This is a genomic window from Janthinobacterium sp. BCJ23 (assembly GCF_059617945.1).
In genome coordinates, this window is sequence record NZ_JCAQAW010000003.1 from 258007 (window position 1) to 271502 (window position 13496).

Sequence of the window (13496 nt, forward strand, 5' to 3'; positions counted from 1 at the left end):
TGTGCGCCGGCACCGTCACCATTTGCTACCAGACGCGCACGCGCTGTTCCGGCGCCAGGTACAGCTGCTGCCCCGGCTTGACGTCGAAGGCCGGGTACCAGGCGTCGAGGTTGCGCACGGTGGCGGCGCGGTATTGCGCCGGCGCATGGCCATCCGTGAGGATTTGCTGGCGCGCCGCTGCCTCGCGCGCCTTGCTGCGCCAGCTGACGCCGTAACCGATGAAGAAATCGCGGTCCGCGCCCGGCTGCGCCGGCTTGCCCTGCTGCGACAGGGTGAACGCGTCATGCGCGGCAGCCACGCCGGCCAGGTCGGCCAGGTTTTCGCTCAGGGTCAGCTGGCCATTCATGGCCAGGTCGGGGAACGGCTTGTAGGCCGCGAACTGCACCACCAGTTGCTTCGAGGCTGCCTGGAAATGCGCCAGGTCGGCTGGCGTCCACCAGTCGCGCAGCTTGCCCTGGGCGTCGAACTGCGCGCCCTGGTCGTCAAAACTGTGGCTGATCTCGTGGCCGATGGTGGCGCCGATGCCGCCGTAGTTGGCCGCGTCGGACGCTGCCGGATCGAAGAACGGCGGCTGCAGGATGGCGGCCGGGAAGTTCAGCGCATTTTGCAGCGGCAGGTTGACGGCGTTGACCAGCTGCGCCGGCATGGCCCAGGCCTTGCGGTCGGGAGACTGGCCCAGCTTGGCCAGCTCCTGCCGGTAATGGAACTGCTCCGCCCGCTGCACATTGCCCAGCGCATCGCCGCGCACCACGCGCAAGCCCGCATAATTTTCCCAGCGTTCCGGATAGCCGACGCCCACGTACAGGGTCTTGAGTTTTTCCTGCGCCTGCGCCTTGGTGGCCGGCGCCATCCAGTCGAGCTTGTCGATGCGGCGCGAGAAGGCGGCGACGATATTCGTCACCATCTCCTGCACGCGCGCTTTCGATTCAGGCGGGAAATAGCGTTCCACGTAGAGCTTGCCGACGGCGTCGCTCAAGGCCGCATTCGTCGCGGCCAGCGCGCGCTTGCTGCGCAGCGACTGCTGCGGCGTGCCGCTCAGGGCGCTGCCATAGAAAGCAAAGCGCTGGTCGGCGGCCGCCTTCGGCAAGGTCGTGCTGAAATGGTTGATCGCGTGGAAGGCCAGAAAATCCTTCCATGTGGCCAGCGGCACGCTAGCCACCAGGGCCGCGCTGCCCGTCATGGCCGTCGGATGCCAGACGATGAAATCCGTCTGCTGGCCCAGGCCGGCCGCCTGGAAGAAGGCTTTCCAGTCCAGGCCAGGCGCCTTGCTGGCGAAGTCGGCGGCGCGCCACGGATTATTGCCCTTGGCGACATCGGCCGAATCCTCGCGGCTGGCGTGACTGGCGGCAATTTGCTGCTCCAGCGCAAATACGCGCGCGGCCCGGGCCGGCGCATCGCTGTAGCCGGCCTGCTTGAGCATGGCGGCGATATGCGCCTGGTAGCCTGCGCGCAAGCCCTGCATGCGGGCGCTGTCGCTCAGGTAAAAGGCGCGGTCGGGCAAGCCCAGTCCGCCCTGCAGCAGATAGGCCACATTGCGCGTGGTGTCGTTCAAATCTTGCGCCACCCACAGGCCGAACAGGTTTTCCGTATAAAAATTGGTGGAATTGAGCGGGTCGACATCGGCGCGCAGGCTTTCGCCCAGCGCGCGGGCCAGTCCCACCTGGTCGCGTATGCCATCGATCTTCTGCAGCAGCGGCTTGATCGGCGCCCAGCCCTTCGCCTCGATAGCCGCTTCGTCGACCCAGGAACGGTAAAAATCGCTGACCTGGCGCGCGGAGGCATCGGCCTGTGGCGCCTCCGCCAGGCCTTCGACGAGGGCGATGATGCGCTCGTTGGTGGCGTTGGCGAGGATGGCGAACGAGCCCCAGCTGCTGCGGTCGGCGGGAATCTCCGTGCTGCGCAGCCAGTCGCCATTCACGTAGTCATAGAAATCGTCGCCGGGCAAGACCGCCGTGGGCGCCGCCATCGCGGCGGCGGGACTGGCGGCCTCCTCCTGTGCATGCGCGTGGACGGTGCCCCCGGCCAGCGCGATGCCGGACAGGGCCAGCACCATGGCGCGCTTGCGCCAGGAAGCAGGGAAAGAGGAAGCGGCAGCAGTGGCAACGCGCATGGTGATCCTTTCAGGCAAAGTAACGACAGTAGTGTGCAAAATCATAACGCGTTTTGAGGCGCCGCAACACACTCCCCTGCCACCGCGACGCCAGCAGACATGCGGCTTGGCGGGCGATGTCGGCAGCAGCCAAGCAATCATCTAAATTATTTTCACTTTTTTTTCAAAAATACCCTCAAGTTCCGCTTGGACCTGCCGTTAATCTGGACAAGCGGTAATCCATTCACTAGTTACGGGTGTGCTCATGACCTCCAACGACGTTCTTTCGATGTATGAAAATATTGCAGGAATGACCAATAAAATGGTCGTGGCCGCACGTTCGAGCGACTGGGATGGCCTGGATACCCTGGAAAACCAGTGTGCCAGCGCCGCCAGCGCGACCATGACAGGCAAGGTGCCCGCTCTGGCCGGCGCCTCGCGCCTGCGCAAGATCGACTTGCTCAAGCAAATCCTGGCCAACGACCGCGAAATCCGCGCCATCACGGAACCATGGATGACTCAGCTGCCGAACGCCATGCAGGGTTCGCGCGCACGTATGTAAAGCTTGCCGCGCCAGAAACGACAAAAGCACCCGAAGGTGCTTTTTTTACGTCTGCCGCCATGCCAGGGGAGCGCGCCATCTGCGGCGCCCGGGAAGCAAGGAGGGGGAATTTGGAAGGCGAGCCCCAGGTATCTCCTGGCGTCGCCTCGCTGCCGGTTGCATCCGGCGTTCGCGAGCACATCGTCGGCATCGCGAACCGCTTCCAGACCCAGGCGTTTATGCAACGCTACACCTGTTTGCCGCGCCACACTATCGTTGGTGACTGCGCCAGGCTGGGGCTGTTTTGTCGTAGAGCAAGTCCACTGAATTAATCATATCACCATCTTTAAGAAATAGGCAACGCGATTGGCCAGCGTTTCCATGTATTTTTTCAATATCTTTTTTTATATCAAATTTCGGCGCCGCCTTGCCATGTCTTTAACGCGAGAACGGCTCCGGTTCCGGCTCGGCCGCCCCTTCTTCCACGGCTTCCGTCAGCACGGGCACATCCTTCTTCTTGCGGCTAAACGGCTTGCGCAGCAAGACCCAGTATTTCGACGGCGCGCGCGACCCCGCCTCCTGCCTGCGCTTGCGCACGACATACACGATGACGGCCGTCAACAACAGAAAGAGCAAGGTGCCGATACCGAGCCACAACAGACCGTTGCCGCCCGCCTTCTTGTCCTTGTCCGCGGCGGGCGCCGCGTGCAGTGGCTTGGGCTTGGCATGGGGCGCCTGCGCTTCGACGGGCGCGGCGGCTGGCACAGCGGTGGTGGTGGCGGGCAGCGCCAGCGCCTTTTGCAAGTCGCCGATCTTGCCTTCCAATTCGCCGAGCTTTGCATTGAGGGCCGTGTTTTTCTCATCGAGCGCCATGCACGCTTGCGCCTGCTCCATATCGGCTTGCGGCGCGCAAGCGGCCACGGGCGCCGTGGCACGGCGTACCGGCGCCGGGCGCTGCTGCGGTGCGGCAGCTGGCGTGGGTGCGGCGGGCGGCGGCACGAACACGCGCGCCGGACGCACGAAGCCCTCGGCCCGCGCGCGGGCCGCCAGTGCGGCGGCGTCGGGCGACGGCGCGACGGGTACAGGACGTGGTAACGGCGCTGGCACGGGCGCCGGAACGGCGGGCCGGACTGGCGCACTGACGGGGGCGGCAGCAGGCGGCGCCGGCGTCAGCCACAAGGTACCCAGGCGCACGACGGCGCCGCTGCCATTGCCCAGCAATAAATACAGATGCACGTGACCCGCCTGGATCGCTTGCCGGGTACTCACGCGCACATAGTGGCGCCCACCGCGTTCCAGCGGACTGATCGTCAAGGTCTGCAGGGCCGGGTCCATGCCGATGCCGCCACCGCGGTACACATCGGGCGAAGCCAGGCGCACGGCCACGCCGCTGGCTTCCTCGGGCGCCAGGGCCGTCAGTTCGATCTCGGCCAGCAGAGGCTGGCCCACGTGCGACAGCACGGCCATCTCGCCCAGTTCGGCCGCGCACGCCACAGACGGCAAGGCCAGGCTGGCGGCGGCGCACGCGATCAGGGACCAACGGGGAAAGATGCTGCTCTGCATGGACTGATCGCTTTGATAACAGGATAGATAATCGGGACTCGCCTGTCTTTAACGGCAGGAAATCGCAAAAATATAGATGGGCCAAGGCAAAAATGATGCAATACAGCATCATCCTGTGCAGTTTTGACGCCTGGAGTACACTCGATCCACCTCTATCGATGAAAGGGATGTCATGAGTAGCAGAATCGAACGCGACAGTTTCGGCCCGATCGACGTACCCGCCGACCGGCTGTGGGGAGCGCAAACGCAGCGCTCGCTCGAGCACTTCCATATCTCCACGGAAAAGATGCCGCCTGAACTGATCGCCGCCCTGGCCACCGTCAAGCGCGCGGCCGCCCACGTCAACCTGGACCTGGGCTTATTGGATGGCAAGAAAGCCCTGGCCATCACGCAGGCGGCCGACGAAGTACTGGCCGGCAAGCACGACGCGGAATTCCCGCTGGCCGTCTGGCAGACGGGCTCTGGCACGCAAAGCAATATGAACATGAACGAAGTGCTGGCCAACCGCGGTTCCGAGCTGATCGGCGGCTTGCGCGGCGCCGAGCGCCTGCTGCATCCGAACGACGACGTCAACCTGGGCCAGTCCTCGAACGACATCTTTCCGACCGCCATCCACGTGGCCGCCGCCCTGGCCGTCGCCAACACGGTCTTGCCACCGCTGCGCCAGCTGCGCGCCACCCTGGATGCGAAAGCGGCGGAATTTGCCGACATCGTCAAGATCGGCCGCACCCATTTGCAGGATGCGACCCCGCTGACCTTGGGCCAGGAGTTTTCCGGCTATGTGGCGCAGCTGGATTTTGCCGAGCACATCATCACGGCATCGTTGCCGCCGCTGCTGCAACTGGCCGCCGGCGGCACGGCCGTCGGCACAGGCTTGAATGCCCATGTGGAATTTGCCGGCCGCATCGCGGCAGAACTGGCGCGTCTGACGGGCCAGCCGTTCGAAACGGCCAACAACAAGTTTGCCGCGCTGGCCGCCCACGACGCCCTCGTCGCCGCCCATGGCGCGCTGAAAACCCTGGCCACGGCCCTGATGAAAATCGCCAACGACGTGCGCTGGATGGCGTCCGGTCCCCGCTCCGGCCTCGGCGAAATCACGATCCCCGAAAACGAGCCGGGTAGCTCCATCATGCCGGGCAAGGTCAATCCTACCCAGTGCGAAGCGCTGACCATGCTGTGCTGCCAGGTGTTCGGCAATGACGTGGCCATCACGGTGGGCGGCGCCTCGGGCAATTTCGAGCTGAATGTCTTCAAGCCCTTGATTGCACACAACTTCCTGCAAAGCGCGCGCCTGCTGGGCGACGGCATGCGCAGCTTCGACGAGCATTGCGCGCACGGCATCGCGCCGAACCGCGAGCGCATCGCCGAACTGATGGAGCGTTCCTTGATGCTGGTCACGGCGCTGGCGCCGCATATCGGCTACGACAAGGCGGCGCAAATCGCAAAGCAGGCCCAGCACGAAGGCACGACCCTGAAGGAAGCGGCGCTGGCCTTGGGCTTTGTGACGGAGGAACAATTCAGTGCGTGGATCGTGCCCCTGGAGATGACGCGCCCCAACAAAAGCTGACTTCCACCCTGCATTGCTGGCGGCTTCAGGTAAACTACGAGTTAGTTGAGGTCGTCATCAAGTGTTGAAAACACATCATTGCAATAAGGGATACAATGCAAAAAGTAAGCTTTGATTTAACATCCGAGTTCGTCGAGCTGAACCAGCTATTGAAGCTGGTCGGCTTGTGCGACAGCGGTGGCGCAGGCAAGGTCATGGTCGATAGCGGCGTGGTGAAGGTCGATGGCAAGAAGGAATTGCGCAAGACCGCCAAGATCCGCGCCGGCCAGGTCGTCAGCGTGGGCGATATCCGTATCACGGTCGTCGCTCCAGTCTGACCCCGGCATGGGGCGCGAAAGCGGCCCCATGCGTCCAGCCAGCACCCCGCCAGCCGGCTGCCTGCATCAAGCTGCAAACACGTCGTTATTGCCAGATAAATATCGATTGCAGAAGGGGAGCGCCATGGACCATCCTGAACAAGGTACGCGCAGCCAGGAACGCCTGATCGGCGATTTGCGCCAGGTCATAGAAAACGCGGAAGAATTGCTGCGTAACACAGACAAATACACCAGCAGCCTGTACCAGAGCGCGCGCGCCAGATTGGAACTGGCCCTTGTCGCCGCCACTGCCGAGCTGGCCCGCTTTGAAGAAGAGCAAGTCACGCGCATGATGGACGCCACCCTGGCGGCGAATGCCCTGTACCGCGATCAGACGGGCGAAGCGCGCCTGCTGCGGGCCTTCGAATAAACCGTTACGCCGTCAACACCGCATGCGCCAGCCACTGGCGCAAGTGTGCGGCCAGGTCGAATGCCGGGTCCAGCGCGAACGCCGCATCGAGCGCGGCGCCAAACGTTTGACCTTGCCGTAAAGCCAGCAAGGCCGCATGCGCGGCCGCATCGAGTATCAGCACCTGCGCCTTCCAGCGTGTCCGACAAACCAGCTCGTAGCTGGCCACCTGCATCTCTTGCGGAAACATCCCCTGCCCGTCTCCCTCCTGATGCGCCTGCCACAGGGCCGCCACTTGCCAGTTCGATGCCAGCAAGGCGCAAGCGGGATGCAAGGTAAAACAGCGCGTTTCCAATTGATCAGGATGCAAGGCGGCCAGCGACTCGGGAGCCAGGCCCTGCGCATCGGCCGCGTAATGGGCCAGGTGCAAGGCCCATTCCAGGCGCGCCATGTCCGGCAGGTAGGGCAAGTCGGCCACGGGCGGGAAGGCGGCAAGAAAATCGGCGAAACGCGCGCCAAACTCATTCAAATCGGCGCTATCGGATGGCATCTGCCGGCCATACGCGCGCGCCAGTCCGGCAAAGAATGCCTCGCCCACCAGCGCCAGCACGACGGGATAGACGTGGCCCAGGGTACGGCGCCAGGTGGCGCTCAAGTTGCCGCGGTACAGTGAAAAACGCTGCGGTACCGATTCTCCCGCGAACGATGGCAGGGCTGCCGCAGTATCGAGCAAGGCCATGGCAAACGCTTGCTGGCTAGCCGCCAGCGCGTCAGGCGACACGGGCGGCGGGGACGGCGGGGACGGCAGCGCCGCTCCCTGCCATGGTGGCTGCGGCGCATGGCGCGCCAGCATGGACTGCGCCTTGTCCGCTTCTCCCAGCAGGATATCAAGCGGTGGCAAATCCGTATCCCATTCGACGAGGGTGGGAATGGCGCCAAAGCGCAGCAAGGCGGCCGCATACAAATCCCAGATGGGATCGGCGATGGCGGCGCCGTGGTGGTCGATCACGGCATGCGGCGTCAGCAAGTGGCCGCCCAGGTGCAGCTCGCCCACGCTGCCCGGCGCGATGGATTGCATCGCAAGCATGGCGTCTTCGCCGTGGTTGCACTGGTTCACATACAGATTATTGATATCGAGCAGCAGCCCGCAGCCGCTGCGGCGCGCCAGTTCCGCCAGGAATTGCGCCTCGCTCATGGCATCGTCGGCAAAACGCAGATAAGTGGAGACATTCTCCAGCAAGATCGGCCTTTTCAGCACATCCTGCACCCGCCCCACTCTGGCGCACAGCAAGTCGAGGGCGGCGCCGTTCAAGGCCAGCGGCAACAGATCGTTGAGTTGCTGCCGCGCCACGGCGCCCCAGCTCAGGTGTTCCGACACGAGGGCCGGTTCGATGCGCTCGACCACGGCGCGCACGCGCTGCAGGTGCGGCTCGGAAAAGCCGTGCGCGGAGCCCAGGCCCAGGCCCACGCCATGCAAGCTGATCGGGTAATCCTCGCACAGGGTCTGCAGCACGTGCCAGTCCCAGCCAGATGGCTGCAGATAATTCTCAGTGTGCACTTCCAGCCAGCCCGCCCTGGGCCGGCGCGCCAGAAAGTCGCGGTAATGCGCGGCGCGCAGGCCGACGCCTGCAAGCGCCTGGATGGGCGGCGGCATGGGCAGGCGACGGACGCTTAGGGCTGCGTGGCCGGTTTGGCAGCCTTGCCAGCCTTGATGGGCTTGACGGAGCCGCCCGCCTGTTCGCACGTGCCCTTGGCAACATAGGTCCATTCGGTAGGCAGATTGTCCGCCTCGGCCTGGCCTGCGCAGGAATGCGCGCCATCGGACGAGGCGCAATCGTTCTGCCCCGCCTTGGCCACGCCATAGCATTTTTCCTTGTCGCCAGGGGCGGGACCGTCGTGCGCGGCCGCGTTGATGGTGGCGCCGGCACAGATGCCCGCGAGGGCAGCGGCGATGAGAGCTTGACGTTTATTCATGGAAATCCTCTTGCTGGGTCAAAGTAATCGATAAGTAATCATTCAGTCACGGCACGCCCCTGGCTGCACGATGGGCAACGCGAGGTGATGGACGTCATTCTACTGAATCGGCCGTGCCATGGCGAACCATGTTCAATCAGTCAAGCTGGCAGCGGTGGGAAGGAAGGCGGAAGGAAGACAGACAAAAACACCCACTCGCCACCGTCGATGACGGTGGTGTCGGCGTAGATAGCGCGAGCGCCAGGCTGGCGCCGCCGGACTGCGCTCAGGCAGTCGTGTTGATGCGGTTGCCGAGGTGAGCCGGCAGACTCGGCGCCGACTGTACTGGTGGCAGCGCTGCCAGCAAGGCAGTGGCAGTCGAGCTTTGGATATCCTGAGCTTTTTTCAGGACAGTCAAGCCAACGGCTTGCCGCGTGCCTGTCTCCGCCATCGTGGTTGACAGTTGAGCAATGCTTCCGACGTCCATACGTTTCTCCAATGAGGTTCTACCCTTGTTAACGGATGCCGCCGGCAAACCTTTAGCTTATTTTTCCAGCTTATTTTCCAACTGCAGCAGCAACCAGGCCAGCACGTGCTCGCGCGCATTCAAGTCCAGCCATTGCACGCCCTCGCGCAGGTCGGCCGGCGCCGGACTGTCGGAGGCGACGGCGATCACATGCGGGTCATGCGGATACAGGGGCGCCTGCCCCACTTCCGGGCGGAACACTTCCAGCTTGGGGATGGGATCCGTCTTGAAACCCTCGACCAAGGTCAAGTCTGCCGGCCCCATGCGGGCCAATTGCTGCGCCAGGCTCGGCTCGGGCGCGCCGCGCAGCTCGTGCACGATGGCAAAACGGTACGGCGACGCCACCAGCACTTCCGCCGCCCCCGCCATGCGCAGGCGGGCGCTGTCCTTTTGCGGCGGTTCCAGCGCCAGGTCATGGTGGCTGTGCTTGACCAGGTTGACGCGCAAGCCGCGCGTCGCCAGTTCCTTCACCACAAATTCCAGCAGGGTCGTCTTGCCGCTACCGGAACGGCCGATCACACCGAGTACCGGGTGGGCGGGCATCGCATCGTGCATGGTCACTCCTTGTTTGAGAAGGAATGATTATACGCAGCCCCACGGGCGCGACCGCCGGCGCCGGCCCCGCGCATTGCCCAAGTCACCACCCAAGTCAAGCGGCTCCGGGTTTTCCGCCATTCCCGGCACTGGCGGGCGCCGGTGTGCCGCCCTGCCGCCGGCGCCTGCCCGCCGGCTTCGGCACTGCCGCGCCCGCCGTTTTGCCCGCTGTTTTACTCGCCGTTTTACTATTTCCCGCCTGCGCATTCCTGGCCGTGCGCGCCAATTGCCGGTGGGCGGCGATCGCGCCCGCTTCGGCATCGGACTGGAACGGCACGGCGGCAGCGGCGGCCACTTCGCCGTCAGGCTGGCAAGCGGGCGCCAGCGGCGTAAAATCCTGCGCCCGCACATCCGCCTCCCATGTGGCGCGCTGCGCCAGCACAGCAGCGGGCACGGCAGGCGCCGCGCGCGCTTGTGCCAGGGTCAGCACGGCGCCCAGGCCGCTGGCGGCCGCCACGCGCGCGCCCATCTGGGGCAAGGCGCCATCGGCGGCGCGGCAAAAGCGCTGCAGAATGGTTTTGATGATCGACGTGTGGTCGACCACCTCGTGGCTGACGCTGCCCGGCGCGATCAGCGGCGACACGAGCAGCATGGGCACGCGCACGCCGTACTGGCGAAACGCGGGATCGTCATCGATCGCGGGGCCAGGCGGCACATGATCGAAAAAGCCGCCGTGCTCGTCATAGCTGAGGATCAGCAAGGTGCGCGCCCAAGCCGGACCGCGCGACAGGGCCTGGTAGACCTGCGCCACCAGCGCCTGGCCGGCGCGGATATCGGCCGGCGGGTGGTCGTCATTCTCAAAAAAATGCGGGTCGATCCAGCTGACCGAGGGCAAGGTACCCGCCAGCGCATCGCCGATGAAACCATAGCGGCGCGCGCTGGAACCGAACGGTTCGTACAGCTCGGATGAGCGGTAATGGTCGTCCGTCAGCGCCAGGCTCCAGGGCTTCCAGGCGGAATAAAATTTCCAGCTGACCTGGGCGCGGTCGAGGTGGCGCACGAAGGATTTGTTCGTATACAGGGGCACGCGCTTGCTGTCGCGGCTGCCGGCCGCCTTGCCGCTGACGGCATACAGGCGGTTAGGCCAGGTGGCGCCCGGAACGGAGCTGTAGCAGCGGTCGCAGACGCAGAACTGCTGTGCCAGGAAATCGTACATGGGCAAGTCGGATGCATTGTAATAGCCCATCACCAGGTCGATGTCGGGGTCGCCCGGATGCGTTTGCGCATAGTCGTCGACAAAGCCGCCATTATTGTTCTGCAATTGCTGCGCCACCGACATGCCCGTATGCGACGGGTCTTGCTGCGGGCCAAAAGCCGTGCGCCGCAAATGGTGCACGGGGTAGCTCACGCCCGCATGCACGTTGGCATGGCCGGCCTGCAAGCCGTCGATGTCGGCACGCCCGCCTTCCAGGCTCAGGTAGCCGAGCATGTGATCGAACGATCGGTTCTCCATCATCAGCACGACGATATGGTCGATGCGCGCCAGGTTTCCCAAGCCATGCGCATCAAAAGCACCCTCACCCGCTGCGGCAGCAATCATCGGAACTCCCCGGCCGCGCACACGGTCGCAGCGACCCTGGTTCGACCAGGCCAGGCCAGTATGGTTCAGCTACTATTACCCGGCCTTGATGCACAACAATTCAATACGGCACGCGGTAGCGGTAGCCCTTGAAACTGAAGATGGCCGCCTTCGGCTGCAATTTTTCCAGCACCAGGCCCGGCGCCAGTTCCTCGCCTTCGTGGCGCAGGACCTTGTCGATCAGCAGCAGGCGGTCGGCCGGATTCTTCGAATAGATATAGCCGCCGATGGCGACCGGGGGGATTTGCCGCTGTATCGGCTCGGGCAAGTCGCGCATGCCGGGCACGGTCTCTTCGGCCGATGGCGCCGCCGCAGGGACGGGCACGGCCGGCGCCGGAGCGGGGACTGGCGGCTCTTGCTTCGGTTCCGCCACGGGCCTGGCATGCTGCACTGGCGCGATGGTGGGTGCCGGCGGCACGGGCACGGGCACAGCCACAGGCGCAGGCACAGAGACTGCGGGCGGGACTGCTGCTGGCACCGGCGCGGGCACGGCCTGGGCCAGCACGGCAGGCGCGGCCGCAGGCGCCGTGGCCGCTGCCTGCCAAGGCTGCCACAGCAGCAGTGCGGCAGCCACGGCCAGCGCCACGCCGCCCAGCGCCAGCCAGACGGGCGCGCGGCTCGCCGCGCCCGATGCTGCGCCATCGTGCAGCTGCACTTGCGGTGCGTGGATCGACGGCAACTCGCCCAGTTGGCGCTCGGCTTGCGATTTTTTCAGTGCTTCAAGTATGTAAGACATCTTATTTCCCCGCCACCATCGCCGTCGCAGCGGGCGCTGCCACGGCAGGAGCTGCGCTGCTCAGGCGCGGCTCCGCGTTATCACCGAGCTGCATCAGGCGTATATACGTTTTCGGGCCCGCCAGACCATCGGCCCGCAGCTTCTGGCTTAGCTGGAACGCGCGCAGCTGGCCTTGCATCTCGGCATCGAGCGGCAGATTGGCGGCCGGCACCGGCAAGCCCCGCTGTTGCGCCAGGCGCTGCGCCAGCCAGTCCACGTCGGCGCCGCGCGCGCCCAGCGGCACTTCGTCGCGCCAGCCGCGCGGGGCGCGCCAGAAGGTCGTGAAACTGCCATCGCTGCGCTGCGCCAGCTGGGCCAGCGGCAGGCTTTGCTGCTTGCCATCGAGCATCAAGGTAGCGCTGTCGTCCTGTACGCGCGTGAGCAGCGCCAGCTGTTCCGCACCATCCGCATCGCGCAAGGCCAGCATGGCGGGACGGTCCAGCACGCGCAGCTCGGCGATGCCGCCCCTGCTGTGCAGGCAGCGCAGGCCGGCGCGGGCGCCCGCCTGGCAAGCGTCGCCGGCCGGCAACTGCTCGCCCCACAGGTTGGCCAGCTGGCGCAGCACGGCGTTGCGGTCCGGCACCTTGGCGGGTACGGGCGTGGATGCGGATGCAGCGGCAGCCGCCACGGCGGAGGCTGCCGGTACGGAGGCGGCCACGGCAGGTACAGCGGGTACAGCGGACGGGCGCGGCATGAAATGCCAGGCCAGCGCGGCCGTGACCACGGCGCCGGCCAGCACGCCGCCGGCAACGTGCGGCCAGCGCAAGCCGGACACAGCCGCCCTGCCGCCCTCTTCCGCAAACACTTCTTCGGCGGCGCGGCGCAGTATCTGGCGCGTCACTTGCGGCTGGTTTTCCACGTAGGCGCCCAGCAGCGCGCGGTCGCACAGCAGGTTGATGCGGCGCGGCACGCCGTGGCTCATGGCGTGAATGTGCGCCATCAGCCGCGGCGCGAACGGCGTCTGCGCCGTGCTGCCGGCCACGGCCAGCCGGTGGCGGATGTAGCTGGCCGTCTCGTCCGCCGTCAGCGAGCCGAGGTGGTAGCGGGCGATCACGCGCTGCGCCAGCTGCTCGAGTTCCGGCCGGGCCAGCATGGCGCGCAATTCCGGCTGGCCGATGAGGATGATCTGCAGCAACTTGCGCTCGCTCGTCTCCAGGTTCGTCAGCAAACGCAACTGTTCCAGCACGGCGGCGGACAGGTTTTGCGCTTCATCGATGATCAGCACATTGTTCTTGCCCTGCGCATGGCTGGCCAGCAGGTGCGCATTGATGGCGTCGACATAGCCTTTCACGCTGGCCACGCCGGGCGCCAGGGCGATGCGGAATTCCTCGCAGATCGACAGCAGCAATTCCTCGACGGACAGTTTCGGATTGAAGATATACGCGAGCTGGCAGTTTTCCGGAATCTGCTCCATGAAGCAGCGGCAAACGGTGGTCTTGCCGGCGCCGATTTCTCCCGTCAGCAACACGAAGCCGCCGCCGCTGCCTACGCCATACAGCAAATGCGCCAGCGCTTCGCGGTGGCGTTCGCTCATGAACAGGTAGCGCGGATCGGGGGCGATCGAAAACGGCGATTGCTTGAGCTGGAAATAATGCGTGTACATG

Annotated in this window: 13 protein-coding genes; 4 read left to right on the plus strand and 9 right to left on the minus strand. The window is 65.1% G+C overall.

Going from position 1 to position 13496, the window contains the following annotated elements; genetic code table 11:
* Positions 1 to 25 precede the first annotated feature (25 nt).
* Positions 26 to 2110 carry a M13 family metallopeptidase gene (locus AC54AG_RS12800; protein WP_496630555.1) on the minus strand — a complete coding sequence of 695 codons (2085 nt, stop codon included), beginning with the start codon at positions 2108 to 2110 and terminating at the stop codon, positions 26 to 28.
* A 268-nt stretch (positions 2111 to 2378) separates the two neighbouring features.
* Here AC54AG_RS12800 and AC54AG_RS12805 point away from each other — a divergent pair, with 268 nt between their 5' ends.
* Entirely contained in the window at positions 2379 to 2651 is a 273-nt protein-coding gene (locus AC54AG_RS12805) for a flagellar protein FliT (RefSeq protein WP_496630709.1), read from the plus strand.
* 417 nt (positions 2652 to 3068) lie between these two features.
* Here AC54AG_RS12805 and AC54AG_RS12810 read toward each other — a convergent pair whose 3' ends face one another.
* The gene (locus tag AC54AG_RS12810) at positions 3069 to 4193 is read right to left on the minus strand and encodes a type IV pilus assembly protein FimV (RefSeq protein WP_496630556.1); all 1125 of its coding nucleotides are present in this window, start codon (positions 4191 to 4193) and stop codon (positions 3069 to 3071) included.
* Positions 4194 to 4365: 172 nt separating this feature from the next.
* Here AC54AG_RS12810 and fumC point away from each other — a divergent pair, with 172 nt between their 5' ends.
* The 3 genes from fumC (at position 4366) to AC54AG_RS12825 (ending at position 6486) form a co-directional block, all read left to right on the plus strand.
* The gene (gene fumC / locus AC54AG_RS12815; protein WP_496630557.1) at positions 4366 to 5760 is read left to right on the plus strand and encodes a class II fumarate hydratase; all 1395 of its coding nucleotides are present in this window, start codon (positions 4366 to 4368) and stop codon (positions 5758 to 5760) included.
* 95 nt (positions 5761 to 5855) lie between these two features.
* Complete coding sequence (locus AC54AG_RS12820) at positions 5856 to 6077, plus strand: RNA-binding S4 domain-containing protein (RefSeq protein ID WP_035825476.1); 222 nt, start codon at positions 5856 to 5858, stop codon at positions 6075 to 6077.
* 124 nt (positions 6078 to 6201) lie between these two features.
* Positions 6202 to 6486: a hypothetical protein gene (locus tag AC54AG_RS12825; RefSeq protein WP_034759786.1), complete on the plus strand. Its 285-nt coding sequence runs from the start codon at positions 6202 to 6204 to the stop codon at positions 6484 to 6486.
* Between the two features lie 4 nt (positions 6487 to 6490).
* On the opposite strand, the gene bufB is transcribed toward AC54AG_RS12825, so the two are convergent.
* From bufB to AC54AG_RS12860, 7 genes are all read right to left on the minus strand, one after another.
* The gene (gene bufB, locus AC54AG_RS12830; RefSeq protein WP_496630558.1) at positions 6491 to 8119 is read right to left on the minus strand and encodes an MNIO family bufferin maturase; all 1629 of its coding nucleotides are present in this window, start codon (positions 8117 to 8119) and stop codon (positions 6491 to 6493) included.
* 17 nt (positions 8120 to 8136) lie between these two features.
* Positions 8137 to 8439 carry a BufA1 family periplasmic bufferin-type metallophore gene (locus tag AC54AG_RS12835; protein WP_070303676.1) on the minus strand — a complete coding sequence of 101 codons (303 nt, stop codon included), beginning with the start codon at positions 8437 to 8439 and terminating at the stop codon, positions 8137 to 8139.
* Between the two features lie 265 nt (positions 8440 to 8704).
* Positions 8705 to 8905: a YjfB family protein gene (locus AC54AG_RS12840; RefSeq protein WP_034781856.1), complete on the minus strand. Its 201-nt coding sequence runs from the start codon at positions 8903 to 8905 to the stop codon at positions 8705 to 8707.
* Between the two features lie 57 nt (positions 8906 to 8962).
* Positions 8963 to 9499 (minus strand): molybdopterin-guanine dinucleotide biosynthesis protein B, encoded by a 537-nt coding sequence (gene mobB / locus AC54AG_RS12845; protein ID WP_496630559.1) that lies wholly within the window; start codon positions 9497 to 9499, stop codon positions 8963 to 8965.
* 94 nt (positions 9500 to 9593) lie between these two features.
* On the minus strand, positions 9594 to 11078 hold the full coding sequence (locus AC54AG_RS12850) for an alkaline phosphatase family protein (RefSeq protein WP_496630560.1): 1485 nt from the start codon (positions 11076 to 11078) through the stop codon (positions 9594 to 9596).
* Positions 11079 to 11178: 100 nt separating this feature from the next.
* On the minus strand, positions 11179 to 11853 hold the full coding sequence (locus AC54AG_RS12855) for a general secretion pathway protein GspB (RefSeq protein WP_496630561.1): 675 nt from the start codon (positions 11851 to 11853) through the stop codon (positions 11179 to 11181).
* Position 11854: 1 nt separating this feature from the next.
* Positions 11855 to 13495 carry an ExeA family protein gene (locus AC54AG_RS12860; RefSeq protein WP_496630562.1) on the minus strand — a complete coding sequence of 547 codons (1641 nt, stop codon included), beginning with the start codon at positions 13493 to 13495 and terminating at the stop codon, positions 11855 to 11857.
* Position 13496 lies beyond the last annotated feature (1 nt).

Bases quoted from the DNA above. Each gene is read 5' to 3' on its own strand.
- AC54AG_RS12800 (WP_496630555.1), bottom strand. From the start codon at position 2,110: ATGCGCGTTGCCACTGCTGCCGCTTCCTCTTTCCCTGCTTCCTGGCGC.
- AC54AG_RS12805 (WP_496630709.1), top strand. From the start codon at position 2,379: ATGTATGAAAATATTGCAGGAATGACCAATAAAATGGTCGTGGCCGCA.
- AC54AG_RS12810 (WP_496630556.1), bottom strand. From the start codon at position 4,193: ATGCAGAGCAGCATCTTTCCCCGTTGGTCCCTGATCGCGTGCGCCGCC.
- fumC (WP_496630557.1), top strand. From the start codon at position 4,366: ATGAGTAGCAGAATCGAACGCGACAGTTTCGGCCCGATCGACGTACCC.
- AC54AG_RS12820 (WP_035825476.1), top strand. From the start codon at position 5,856: ATGCAAAAAGTAAGCTTTGATTTAACATCCGAGTTCGTCGAGCTGAAC.
- AC54AG_RS12825 (WP_034759786.1), top strand. From the start codon at position 6,202: ATGGACCATCCTGAACAAGGTACGCGCAGCCAGGAACGCCTGATCGGC.
- bufB (WP_496630558.1), bottom strand. From the start codon at position 8,119: ATGCCGCCGCCCATCCAGGCGCTTGCAGGCGTCGGCCTGCGCGCCGCG.
- AC54AG_RS12835 (WP_070303676.1), bottom strand. From the start codon at position 8,439: ATGAATAAACGTCAAGCTCTCATCGCCGCTGCCCTCGCGGGCATCTGT.
- AC54AG_RS12840 (WP_034781856.1), bottom strand. From the start codon at position 8,905: ATGGACGTCGGAAGCATTGCTCAACTGTCAACCACGATGGCGGAGACA.
- mobB (WP_496630559.1), bottom strand. From the start codon at position 9,499: ATGCACGATGCGATGCCCGCCCACCCGGTACTCGGTGTGATCGGCCGT.
- AC54AG_RS12850 (WP_496630560.1), bottom strand. From the start codon at position 11,078: ATGATTGCTGCCGCAGCGGGTGAGGGTGCTTTTGATGCGCATGGCTTG.
- AC54AG_RS12855 (WP_496630561.1), bottom strand. From the start codon at position 11,853: ATGTCTTACATACTTGAAGCACTGAAAAAATCGCAAGCCGAGCGCCAA.
- AC54AG_RS12860 (WP_496630562.1), bottom strand. From the start codon at position 13,495: ATGTACACGCATTATTTCCAGCTCAAGCAATCGCCGTTTTCGATCGCC.